Annotated in this window: 9 protein-coding genes; 5 read left to right on the top strand and 4 right to left on the bottom strand. The window is 71.6% G+C overall.

Translation table 11 applies throughout. The annotated features are described in order from the left end of the window. Positions 1-98 precede the first annotated feature (98 nt). Together ACTMTU_RS13585 and ACTMTU_RS13590 are read left to right on the top strand one after the other, a co-directional pair. Complete coding sequence (locus ACTMTU_RS13585; RefSeq protein WP_441263738.1) at positions 99-1,715, top strand: succinic semialdehyde dehydrogenase; 1,617 nt, start codon at positions 99-101, stop codon at positions 1,713-1,715. Positions 1,716-1,778: 63 nt separating this feature from the next. Beyond that, entirely contained in the window at positions 1,779-3,731 is a 1,953-nt protein-coding gene (locus ACTMTU_RS13590; protein ID WP_441263739.1) for a GMC oxidoreductase, read from the top strand. Between the two features lie 92 nt (positions 3,732-3,823). On the opposite strand, the gene ACTMTU_RS13595 is transcribed toward ACTMTU_RS13590, so the two are convergent. Continuing rightward, a complete protein-coding gene (locus tag ACTMTU_RS13595) occupies positions 3,824-4,867 on the bottom strand; it encodes an LAETG motif-containing sortase-dependent surface protein (protein ID WP_441263740.1) in 1,044 nt (347 codons plus the stop codon). Positions 4,868-5,565: 698 nt separating this feature from the next. Further along, complete coding sequence (locus ACTMTU_RS13600) at positions 5,566-5,853, bottom strand: chorismate mutase (RefSeq protein ID WP_208545425.1); 288 nt, start codon at positions 5,851-5,853, stop codon at positions 5,566-5,568. A 311-nt stretch (positions 5,854-6,164) separates the two neighbouring features. Between ACTMTU_RS13600 and guaA the strand changes: the two genes are divergently transcribed. The 3 genes from guaA to ACTMTU_RS13615 all read left to right on the top strand — a co-directional run bounded on the left by guaA (position 6,165) and on the right by ACTMTU_RS13615 (position 9,890). Then, a complete protein-coding gene (gene guaA, locus ACTMTU_RS13605) occupies positions 6,165-7,760 on the top strand; it encodes a glutamine-hydrolyzing GMP synthase (RefSeq protein ID WP_307707838.1) in 1,596 nt (531 codons plus the stop codon). Between the two features lie 211 nt (positions 7,761-7,971). Beyond that, positions 7,972-9,237: a hypothetical protein gene (locus ACTMTU_RS13610; RefSeq protein WP_441263741.1), complete on the top strand. Its 1,266-nt coding sequence runs from the start codon at positions 7,972-7,974 to the stop codon at positions 9,235-9,237. Positions 9,238-9,368: 131 nt separating this feature from the next. Further along, positions 9,369-9,890, top strand: a complete 522-nt coding sequence (locus ACTMTU_RS13615; protein ID WP_441263742.1) for a DoxX family protein — start codon at positions 9,369-9,371, stop codon at positions 9,888-9,890. Here ACTMTU_RS13615 and ACTMTU_RS13620 read toward each other — a convergent pair. After that, positions 9,800-10,120: a hypothetical protein gene (locus ACTMTU_RS13620; protein ID WP_441263743.1), complete on the bottom strand. Its 321-nt coding sequence runs from the start codon at positions 10,118-10,120 to the stop codon at positions 9,800-9,802. The two genes, ACTMTU_RS13615 and ACTMTU_RS13620, sit on opposite strands and share 91 nt — an antisense overlap. Next, positions 10,107-11,384 (bottom strand): PspC domain-containing protein, encoded by a 1,278-nt coding sequence (locus ACTMTU_RS13625; RefSeq protein ID WP_441263744.1) that lies wholly within the window; start codon positions 11,382-11,384, stop codon positions 10,107-10,109. The genes ACTMTU_RS13620 and ACTMTU_RS13625 overlap by 14 nt, the downstream gene beginning before the upstream one ends. Between the last annotated feature and the right edge of the window lie 128 nt (positions 11,385-11,512).

The following is an 11,512-nucleotide window of genomic DNA, read 5'->3' on the forward strand; positions in this document are numbered from 1 at the left end:
GTTATGTGCCAGTGATCGCTGGCACGGTCGTGTGAGCATGGTGAAAAGGTGTTACCGACGGGTACCCAAAGTGCTGCTCTGCGCCTACTCTCGCCCCCATGACGGACTCGCAGGCCACCGCGGCCGCCCTCGGCACCAACCCGACAGCCGCCGCTCCGGCCGGCGCGCGCACCGCCGCCGACGTGGTGACCCCCGAACTGGTCGCCCGGCTGACCAAGTCGGTGGCCGGCTCCGGCCGCACGGCCAACCACGCGCCGTTCACGGGCGAGCAGCTGGCCGAACTCCCCGAGTCCACCCCCGAGGACGTGGCCACGGCCTTCGAGCGGGCCCGCGCCGCCCAGCCCGCATGGGCCGCCACCCCGGTCCGTGCCCGCGCGGCCGTCCTGCTGCGCTTCCACGACCTGATCCTCCAGCGCCAGGCGGAGGTCCTGGACCTGATCCAGCTGGAGACCGGCAAGGCCCGCCTGCACGCCCACGAGGAGGTGCAGGCCGTCGCCGTCGCCGCCCGCCACTACGGACGCAAGGCGCCCTCGTACCTGAAGGCCAAGCGGCACACCGGTGTCGTCCCCGTCCTCACGAAGACGACCGAACTGCGCCATCCGCGCGGTGTGGTGGGACAGATCGCGCCGTGGAACTACCCGCTGGAGCTGTCCGTCGGCGACGCGCTGCCCGCCTTCGTCACCGGCAACGCCGTCGTGATGAAGCCCGACACCGAGACGGCGCTGACCGCCCTGTGGGCGCGCGACCTGCTCGTCGAGGCGGGGCTGCCGGCCGAGGTCTTCCAGGTCGTCATCGGGGACGGTCCCGTCGTCGGCCCCGAGGTCGTCAAGCACGCCGACTACGTGTCGTTCACCGGCTCCACCCGTACCGGCCGCGAGGTGGCACAGGGAGCCGCCGCCCGCCTCATCGGCGTCTCCCTCGAACTCGGCGGCAAGAACGCCATGCTGGTCCTGCACGACGCGGACGTCGAGAAGGCCGCGGCCGGAGCGGTGCGCGCCTGCTTCTCCTCCGCCGGCCAGCTGTGCATATCGATCGAGCGGCTGTACGTGCACGAGTCCGTCGCCGACGACTTCCTCGAGCGGTTCGCCGCCCGGACCAAGGCCATGCGGCTCGGCAACTCCCTCGCCTACGGGGCCGACATGGGCTCCCTCGTCGGCGAGCGCCAGCTCGAGACCGTCACCCGCCATGTCGAGGAGGCCGTCGCCAAGGGCGCCAGGCTCCTCGCCGGCGGTGTCGCACGGCCCGACATCGGACCTCTCTTCTACGAGCCCACCATCCTCGACGGAGTCGAGGCCCCGATGGCCGTGTGCACGGAGGAGACCTTCGGCCCGGTGGTCTCCGTGTACCGCTTCACCGACGAGGACGACGTCATCGCCCAGGCCAACGCCACCCCGTACGGCCTCAACTCGAGCGTCTGGACCAAGGACGCCCGCCGTGGACACGCCGTCGCCGCCAAGCTGCGCACCGGCACCGTCAACATCAATGAGGGCTACGCGCCGGCGTACGGCAGCGTCCAGTCCCCGATGGGCGGCATGAAGGACTCCGGGCTCAGCCGGCGTCACGGCTCCGAGGGCATCCTCAAGTACACGGAGGCGCAGACCGTGTCCCAGCAGCGTCTGCTGCCGCTCGCGCCGTCGTTCGGCATGGACGACGAGAAGTACGCGGCTTTCATGAGCGTCAGCCTCAAGGCGATGAAGGCCTTCCGTCTGCGCTGACCCGTCCGGTCCGAGGGCCCCCGCGACCCGCACCCGCACCCCCGCACCTTCATGAGGAGAGCCATGTCCGAGGTATCCCCTGCCCGAAACCGGGCCGCGGACGACGACACGCGGTACGACTACGACGTGATCGTCGTCGGCTCCGGCTTCGGCGGCTCCGTGTCCGCCCTCCGACTGACCGAGAAGGGCTACCGGGTCGGCGTCCTGGAGGCGGGCCGCCGCTTCACCCGCGAGTCCCTGCCCAAGAACTCCTGGGACCTGCGCAACTACCTCTGGGCACCGGCCCTCGGCCTCTTCGGCATCCAGCGCATCCACCTGCTCGGGAACGTGATGGTGCTGGCGGGAGCGGGCGTGGGCGGCGGCTCCCTCAACTACGCGAACACGCTCTACGTGCCGCCCGCGCCGTTCTTCAACGACCCGCAGTGGAAGGACATCACGGACTGGCAGGAGGAGCTGAAGCCCTATTACGACCAGGCCCGGCGCATGCTCGGCGTGCGGCTCAACCCGACGATGACCCCCTCCGACGTCCATCTGAAGGCGACCGCGGAGGCCATGGGCGTCGGGGACAGCTTCCACATGGCGCCCGTCGGGGTGTTCTTCGGGGACGGCGACGACGCCGACGGGACGGTGCGGGCCAAGCCCGGCCAAGAGGTGGCCGACCCGTACTTCGGGGGCGCCGGTCCCTCCCGCAGGGCGTGCAGCGAGTGCGGCGAGTGCATGACGGGCTGCCGGCACGGCGCGAAGAACACGCTCAACGAGAACTACCTGTACCTGGCGGAGAAGGCGGGCGCCACCGTGCACCCGATGACGTCCGTGGTCGCCGTCACGGAGGACTCGCGGGGCGGTTTCGCGATCAAGACGCTGCCAAGCGACAACAGGCGCAAGGGGAAGGGCCGTACGTTCACGGCCCGCCGCGTCGTCATCGCCGCCGGCACGTACGGCACACAGACCCTGCTGCACCGGATGAAGGACGGCGGACTGCTGCCGCGGCTGTCCGCACGGCTCGGCGAGCTGACCCGCACCAACTCGGAGGCGCTGGTCGGCGCCCAGACCGACAACCGGCGCTACCGCAAGCGGCACGGCGCGGAACGGGTCGACTTCACCCGTGGCGTCGCCATCACGTCCTCGATCCACCCGGACGAGAACACCCACATCGAGCCCGTGCGCTACGGGAGGGGCTCGAACGCGATGGGCGGCATGACCGTCCTTCAGGTGCCCTACCGGGCGAAGGGCCGCGTCGTCGGCTGGCTCGGCAACATGGCCAGGCACCCGTTGCTCGCGGTCCGCGCCCTGTCCAACCGGCGCTGGTCGGAGCGGACCATCATCGGCCTGGTCATGCAGTCGCTCGACAACTCGCTGACGACGTACCGCAAGCCGAAGGGGATCGGCAAGGGACTGCTCACCGCCCGCCAGGGCCACGGCGCCCCCAATCCGAACCAGATCCCCGAGGCGACCCGCGCGGCGTCCCTGCTCGCCGAGGAGATCAACGGCTTCGCGGGCTCCAACATCGGCGAAGTGATGGGCACCCCGCTCACCGCGCACTTCCTCGGCGGTTGCCCGATCGGCGCCACGGCGGCGGACGGCGTCATCGACCCGTACCACCGGCTGTACGGCCACCCGGGGATCTCCGTCGTGGACGGCTCCGCGGTGTCGGCGAACCTCGGTGTCAACCCGTCGCTGACCATCACGGCCCAGGCGGAGCGGGCGATGTCGTTCTGGCCGAACAAGGGCGAGGACGACCCGCGCCCGGCCCAGGGCCGCGCGTACGAGCGCCTGACCCCGGTCGCGCCCAAGGCCCCGGCCGTACCGGCGGACGCGTTCGGCGCGCTGAAGCTGCCGTTCCTCGGCATGCCGACACTCCCGCCGAAGAGGACGGCCGAGCAGGAGAAGAGGGCCGAGCCGCAGAAGAGCGTTCGACCGAAGAAGACGGCGGAACCGAACGAGACGGCCGCTGTGGTGGCCGACAAGACGGCCGGCTCCGAGCAGGCGGCTCTGCCCAAGCCTCAGGAGGCCTGAGCGCCCCGCGGGCGCTCCGCACGCACGAAGGCCGCTGCACCCCCCTCCGAGTGCAGCGGCCTTGGTGGCTCTGTGTGCCTGAGCTTCAGGCGTTACGCGGTGGCGTCACCACGGCGGCGCTTCATCGCGAAGACGACACCGGCGCCGGCGAGGATCGCGACACCGCCGACCGCGCCGATGACCGGCAGGGTCGAGTCGGAGCCGGTCTCGGCGAGGTTGCCGGTGACCGGGAGCTCCTTCACGTCACCCTGGGGCTTGGTGTCGGGGCCCTTGTCCTTGCCCTCGCCGTCACCCGGCTCGGCCTCGCCCGGGTTCGGGTTCGGGGAGCCCGGCTTCAGGACGGTGAAGTCGGCGTACACGCCGGCGTTCTCCGCGATGCACTCCTGGCCGTCGACGTCGCCCAGGTAGCCGCCGGAGCCGAAGGAGTAGCTTTCGGCGGCCGGAGCGGTCTTGGCCACGTTGAGGCGGAGGTCGATCTTCACGAAGTCCTTGGGCTTCATGGTCTCGACGCCCCAGAAGTAGTCACCGGCCATCTCCGAGTCGCCGATCCGCTCCCACTGGTCGGTGCCCGGGAGGCGGAACTGCAGCTCGACGTGCTTGCTGAGCCACTTGTCCTCTTCGAACTGGTCGTTCTCGACCTCGGCGTAGAAGGCGACCTCCTTGAGGTCGGCCTTGGAGTTGTTGGTGATCGTGAGGTTGAACTCCTCCCAGCCGCTGCCGGCCACGATCTTGCCGGGCAGGCCGCTGATCTCGAGGTCGAGGGCCTTCTCCTCCCAGTTCTCGTCCAGCTCCCAGCAGTACGGCGGCTCCTCGGGGTCCTCAGGGTCCTGGGTGGGAGCGGAGGTCGAGGGCGAAGGCGAGGGGGAGGTGGTCTCGGACCCGGTCGGGGACGGAGACGTGGTCTCGGACCCGGTGGGCGCGGGGGAGGTGGTTTCCGACCCGGTCGGGGCGGGGGAGGTGGTCTCGGACCCGGTCGGGGACGGAGACGCGGTCTCGGACCCGGTGGGAGCCGGGGACGTGGTCTCCGTTGCCGAAGGGCTCGGGTCCGTCGCGAACGCGGCCGGCGCCGCCAGGAACGTGGCAGGGGCGATGACAGCGGTCGCGGCGGCGACGGCCATGGCACGGCGAAGCTTCATTGAGACCTCAGTGAAGTCCGGGTACCGCCGGACGCGGTACGAAGGCTGGTTGTGACCCCCCGGCACCACGGTGGGTGCGAACAGCTGAGGTCCTTGTTACGCATGCATGACCGGTGACCAGGGTGATTGGTTGCACGCCGACTCACAGGATCTTTATGTGACGTGCGCCACAGACGTGACCATGGCCGGATCGTTCCGGACGCACCGGCGACAGTTCGCAACGGTGGCGGGCCGCGGGGCCGGGGGCCGCACCGCGTCGTGGGGAGGGGGCGCCGGCCGGCCGCGACGGGAAGCGCAGGGCGGGTCCGAGCTTCGGTGACGGGACGCGGAGAGTGGGTCCCGTGGTCGGCGACGGGGTCGCGGGGAGAGGGGACGTGCTCGTGCCGGGTCGTACGGGACGGGGTGACGGGCGTGCGCGACCGTCGGAACCGGATGCGGCCGGCACCGGGCGTCCCCGGGGCCGACCGCTTGGGGTGACCGGGCTGCTGTCCCCTGCCGACCGGTCACGCGCGCTGGTGCGAGGTCCCACGACGTACCTGCAGTACGTCACACGCACCAGCGGAGCCACGCGTGGTTTTCTTCGAGGCCGCCCCTGGCTGGCACGGACAACGGGACCAACGAAGACCGGCGGGGCGCGTCACGCGCCGTACGGGTGAGGATGCGCCCGAACGCAGATACGCAGGAGTACCCCGGGCCGGTCAGATCCGGCCCCGGCACAGCTCCAGCATCGTCATCGCGATCGACGTGCCCGGCTTGCCCAGCGCGTCCCTGTAGTGCCCCAGTACCTCCATCTCGCGCGCCAGGTTCACCCGGCGGCCGCCGGAGGCGATCCGGGCGTCCTGGATGACGGCCGAGACGGCCATCCGTTCCTGGATCAGGCCGATGATCCGGTCGTCGAGCGCGTCGATGCGCTCACGCGCTCCGGTGATCACCGTGGCGGCCGTCTCGGTGCGGGCGCCGGTCTTCTCGGTCTCGGTGACGGACATCTCATGGGCTCCTCGGGTATCGGTGGGGCCCCGGATCGGCACGGCCCGGAAATGCACAAGCGCCCCGGGCCTTGTCGGCCCGGGGCGCCTGGAAAGTCGCTGTCTGAAGCTAGGCAGCACGACCATGGCAGCCGGACGGGCCGGTGCCATAGGTAAAGACGAAGGTCAGCTGCTTCTGCATGCGGCCAGTATGGACCCGGCCCGGCCGCGCCGGGCAAACCGGGTTCGGATGGTGAGACGAAATGGGATCTCCGGCGCGCCGGTAGAATCGACAAAGCAGACCCTCTCTCCCCGCCGGAAGGCCGCCACCAGTGCCAGCAGCACCCTCCGCCGCCGCCGACCACTCCAACCCGGACGTAGTCCTCGTTGTCGACTTCGGTGCCCAGTACGCCCAGCTCATCGCCCGCCGCGTCCGTGAGGCCCGGGTCTACAGCGAGATCGTCCCGTCCACCATGCCGGTGGCGGAGATGCTGGCCAAGAACCCGAGGGCGATCATCCTCTCCGGCGGCCCCTCCTCGGTCTACGCGGAGGGCGCCCCGCGCCTGGACCGCGCGATCTTCGAGGCCGGGGTCCCCGTCTTCGGCATGTGCTACGGCTTCCAGCTGATGGCGACGACGCTCGGCGGCACCGTCGACAACACCGGCGCGCGGGAGTACGGCCGCACGCCCCTGCACGTCTCCAAGAGCGGCTCGACGCTCTTCGAGGGCACGCCGGACGAGCAGTCGGTGTGGATGTCGCACGGTGACGCCTGCTCCGCCGCACCCGAGGGCTTCACGGTCACCGCGTCCACCGACGTGGTGCCGGTCGCCGCCTTCGAGAACGACGAGAAGAAGCTGTACGGCGTGCAGCACCACCCCGAGGTGATGCACTCCACCTACGGCCAGCAGGTCCTCGAGCACTTCCTCTACCGCGGCGCCGGCATCGAGCCGAACTGGACCACGGGCAACGTCATCGAGGAGCAGGTCGAGGCGATCCGCGCGCAGGTGGGCACCAAGCGCGCGATCTGCGGTCTGTCCGGCGGTGTGGACTCCGCGGTCGCCGCGGCGCTCGTGCAGAAGGCCATCGGCTCGCAGCTCACCTGCGTGTACGTCGACCACGGACTGATGCGCAAGGGCGAGACGGAGCAGGTCGAGAAGGACTTCGTCGCCGCCACCGGCGTGCAGCTGAAGGTCGTCGACGCGGCGGACCGTTTCCTCAAGGCGCTGGCCGGGGTCTCCGACCCCGAGGAGAAGCGCAAGATCATCGGGCGCGAGTTCATCCGGGTCTTCGAGCAGGCGCAGGCCGAGATCGTGGCCGAGGCAGCGGGCGGCGAGGACGTCGCGTTCCTCGTCCAGGGCACGCTCTACCCGGACGTCGTCGAGTCCGGCGGCGGCACCGGCACCGCCAACATCAAGTCGCACCACAATGTCGGCGGTCTGCCGGAGGACCTCGAGTTCGAACTCGTCGAGCCGCTGCGCAAGCTGTTCAAGGACGAGGTCCGCATGGTCGGCCAGGAGCTCGGCCTGCCGGACGAGATCGTCCAGCGTCAGCCGTTCCCGGGACCGGGCCTGGGCATCCGCATCGTCGGTGAGGTCACGCGTGAGCGGCTCGACCTGCTCCGCGAGGCCGACGCCATCGCCCGCGAGGAGCTCACGGCGGCCGGTCTCGACCGCGACATCTGGCAGTGCCCCGTGGTGCTGCTCGCCGACGTCCGCAGCGTCGGCGTCCAGGGCGACGGCCGCACCTACGGCCACCCGATCGTGCTGCGCCCGGTCTCGTCCGAGGACGCCATGACGGCGGACTGGACGCGGATGCCGTACGAGGTGCTGGCGAAGATCTCGACGCGGATCACCAACGAGGTCGCGGACGTGAACCGCGTGGTCCTCGACGTGACGAGCAAGCCGCCGGGCACCATCGAGTGGGAGTGACCTCTCCCCGACTTCAACGCCGACGCCGTCGCTCGTTCGTCCGAGCGGCGGCGTCGTCGTTCCGGCCGTCGGCCGAGGAGTGGGCGCCTACCGACGAGTGGGCGTCAACACGGTGAGGTCGTGATTCACCCGGCGTGGCCTCGGCCATCGGGGTGGCGGCGGCTTGCGTGCGGCACAATTCCCATGCATCACAAGGCGGTTGTTCTTCCTGATGCGGGAGAGGTGGCGTTCGGTCGTGGCGGTGCAGGAAGCGGGACGGTGCGACGAGTGCGTGCACGGCGCGCGCGAGAGCCACCGGCGTGCGGTGGCCGAATTCGTCGGCCTGCGCGAGGGGTTCGCGGCCGGCCAGGGACTGCCCGCGGGCGTGGCCCACTCGCCCGGCGCCTCGCGCCAGTGGGTGTCGGACGAGCTGACCCAGGCCGCCCGTACGGTCTCCGACCGCGGCCGGGAGGCGGACGGCGCACGGCTGCGCCGGCTCAGGCTGCGTTCACTCGTCGCCGTGTGGGCCTGCTTCGGTGTCCTCGCCACCGTCCAACTGGTGACCGCCATGGGCGCGGGCTGGACCGGCGCGCGTACGGCGGGACTGCTCGCCGCGCTGGCCGTCGCCGGTGCTCTCACTGCCGGCGCCCACGCCCACCGGGCACGCGGCGGGCTCCTCGCGCCGCTGGCCGGTGAGGACAACCGGCTCTCCACCTCACGTTCCGTCGCCATCGCCTGGGTGCTGGTGGTCTGCTACGCGCTGCTGGTCCTCGCGCTGCAACAGGCGTGGTCCTCCGCACCCGCGGACCACGACCGCCTCGCCGGCGGCCTGGCCCTCGGCCGGGGCGCCGGCCTGCTGACCGTCCTCGCCCTGGTCTGCGCGGTCGCCGTCCTGGTGCGCCGGGTCGTCGCCGTGCGCGTCCAGGGCCAGCGGCTGCAGAAGGTGCCGGCCGACCGGCCCCACCCCCGCGACCTCGTCTGCGACGACGACGGCCGGGCCGCCTTCGCCGATGTGCAGTACGTGCTGCTGAGCGCCGCCGCCATGACGTACACGCTGGTGCAGCTCGGGCGCGGCCCCGGGCGGCTGCCCGAGCTGCCGTGGGGCGCCGTCCTGTTGATGGCCGTCTCCGCGGTGACGTACCTGGCGGCCAAGTACGCGGAGGGCGGCAGGCCCGTGGTGATGTCGGTGGTGCGGGCACGGGAGGCCGGTGACCTGGACGGACCGATCCGCACCGGAGACGACATCGAGCTCCGCGGCTCGGGCTTCGTCCCGCCGGGCGCGGGCGCCCCCGACCGGCTGGCGCGCATGGTCGTCCGCATCGGGGCCGTGCACGTGCACGTCCCGCTGATCCCGGTGCCCGGCGGGTTCGCCAACCCGACGGACACGGTGCTCACCGTGCCGGTGCCGGCGGAGGTCGAGCCCGGGCAGGTCGATGTGCAGGTGGTGACGGCCGCCGGCGTGGAGAGCAACCGCTGCCTCATCGAAGTGACGTACTGACGTCGCCCCTTGCCCCTCACCCGTGTGTCTCGGGACCCGTGCGTCACAAGGTCTGTGACTAGTCTGGTGAGCGGCGCGACCGCGCCGTACGTATGGACGGGCGACGGGTCGACTGAAGGCGGGGACCAGCGATGACACACACTCATCGGGCGACGGCGGACCATGGGGCGCCCGACGACGACCGACCACGCGGCTTCAGGGAGCGGGCCGGCCGGTACGCCCTGCTGCCGCTGCGTGTCTTCCTCGGCGTCACGTTCATCTACGCGGGCCTCGACAAGCTCACCGACAGCGCGTTCATGTCGGCGACCGGCACCGGTTCCATCGGCGAGATGATGAACGCCGTGCGCGACTCGTCCGCCGTGCCGGCGCTCGTCGATCTGGCGCTGAAGAACCCGGAGGGCTTCGGCTACGCCATGGCCCTCGGTGAACTGGCCGTCGGCATCGGCACCCTGATCGGGCTGCTGGCCCGGCTCGCCGCCCTCGGCGGGGCGCTGATCTCGCTGAGCCTGTGGCTGACGGTGAGCTGGCAGACGGACCCGTACTACTACGGCAACGACCTCGCCTACCTGATGGCCTGGCTGCCGTTGGTGCTCGCGGGCGCCTCCCTGTTCTCCCTCGACGCGCTGATCGCGGCCCGGCGCCGCACCCCGTAGTGCACGGCGGCCACCACGCCCGCCACGAAGAAGCCGCCGAAGACCACGGGGAACGCCACCCACCAGGGCGTGTGCCAGGCGCCGCCCGCGTCCCCGCCGTAGAGCAGCGCCACTGTCAGGACGCACAGCCCCGCGACGAACCTCGCTGGGCGGAAGCCGTGCCGGAACGCGCGACCGGACCCGTCCGCCCCGTGGCGCACGGCCCCCTCACCGGACTCATGACGCTGCACGGGTCACCTCCACCTGTCCGATGCCCACTTCCAGCTTCAGCTCCAGCGTGCCCGCCGGCTCGACCCCGGCGGGCGGTGGCAGCGTGTGCCGGCGGTCCTGGCTCGGGCCGACGTCGATGTCGTTCGGGGTGTCCCCGGGGAGCCGGAGGTCGCCGACGCCCACCTCGGCGTCCAGCTTCACCGTCGCGTCCCTCGGCAGCACGACCTTGAGCTGCCCCGCCCCGATCTCGGCCCGTGTCGACACCGCCTCGCCCGCGGGGACGGAAAGCGCGGACAGGTCGAGGGTGCCGACCCCGGTGCCCAGCTCGTAGAGCGGCTCGACGGCGGTGACCGTCGCCGGCCGCCAGTGCTGCTCGCCCCAGCTCGTGCCGATGTCCTTCGGCAGCGCCGAGGCGCCGGCGAGCATCCCGGCCGTGACCAGCGTCAACAGGATCGTGCCGAAGCCTGTGCGGCCAATCAGGGCGCTGACCAGCAGGCCGAGCCCGAACACCGACAGCGCGGCCACCAGACCGATCTGCAGGGCGGTGCCCAAGGGCTGCCCCTCCCAGCTCAGTCCCGTCCCCAGCCCGCCCGCGACGAGTGCCAGGAGGAAAACCGCGCCGCCGATTCCCCGCGGACCGCGGTTCTGCGGCGGCACCCACCCGCTTCCGCCCCGGCCGTGCGGCACCGAGGCGTCCGCCACCGCCGCGTCGGGGCCCCACAGATAGCCGGTCGGTACCGGGCCGGTCGTGCCGTCCTTCACGATCGGGTCGCGCCACCACGAAGGGCTCTCCGGCACCGGCGGGGCCTTGGTCTCCGGCGGGGCCTCCGCGACCGTGTGCGCCGTCGCCGTGTCCATCGGCGCGCCTTCGGTCGTGGCGAGCCGGCGGCGCTGGGACCACACGGCCGCCCCGGTGACCGCCAGCGACAGCAGCGCGGCGAAGGAGAGGGCGCTGTCGTTGCCCAGCATGGAGAGGAAGATCCCGCAGCCGATCAGGGCGAGGAGCACGGCCGTCAGCGACGCGCCGTCGACCCGGCCCGACAGCAGCCGGCGGAACTCGTTCTCCTCGTCGTCCTCCGAGGGGAGCAGCAGCCAGGCGAAGCCGTAGAAGATCAGCCCGATTCCGCCGGTCACCGAGAGCACGCCGACCGCGATCCGGAAGATCACCGGGTCCACGTCGCAGTAGCGGCCCAGTCCGCCGCACACACCGGCAACCACCTTGTGGTGCGGGGAGCGGCGCAGCTGGGGTGCCTCGGGGGGCGGGACGGTCGGCTGCTCTGTCATGGGTCCATGGTGACGGGCCGAGGGGTGGGGCGGGAGCCGCGCCGACCCTGGCCGTTCCCTGATTTCCGTCCCTGAGCCCCCTCGGGACGGCGTCCGGGCGTCCCCGTCAGCACTCCGAGCCTCCTTCG

This window comes from Streptomyces sp. OZ13 (assembly GCF_052068155.1).
Taxonomy (GTDB): Bacteria; Actinomycetota; Actinomycetes; order Streptomycetales; family Streptomycetaceae; genus Streptomyces.

What these genes read in the sequence shown, in the direction of transcription:
- ACTMTU_RS13595 (WP_441263740.1), bottom strand. Translation starts at nt 4,867, where the DNA reads ATGAAGCTTCGCCGTGCCATGGCCGTCGCCGCCGCGACCGCTGTCATC.
- ACTMTU_RS13600 (WP_208545425.1), bottom strand. Translation starts at nt 5,853, where the DNA reads ATGTCCGTCACCGAGACCGAGAAGACCGGCGCCCGCACCGAGACGGCC.
- ACTMTU_RS13610 (WP_441263741.1), top strand. Translation starts at nt 7,972, where the DNA reads ATGCGGGAGAGGTGGCGTTCGGTCGTGGCGGTGCAGGAAGCGGGACGG.
- ACTMTU_RS13615 (WP_441263742.1), top strand. Translation starts at nt 9,369, where the DNA reads ATGACACACACTCATCGGGCGACGGCGGACCATGGGGCGCCCGACGAC.
- ACTMTU_RS13590 (WP_441263739.1), top strand. Translation starts at nt 1,779, where the DNA reads ATGTCCGAGGTATCCCCTGCCCGAAACCGGGCCGCGGACGACGACACG.
- ACTMTU_RS13585 (WP_441263738.1), top strand. Translation starts at nt 99, where the DNA reads ATGACGGACTCGCAGGCCACCGCGGCCGCCCTCGGCACCAACCCGACA.
- ACTMTU_RS13625 (WP_441263744.1), bottom strand. Translation starts at nt 11,384, where the DNA reads ATGACAGAGCAGCCGACCGTCCCGCCCCCCGAGGCACCCCAGCTGCGC.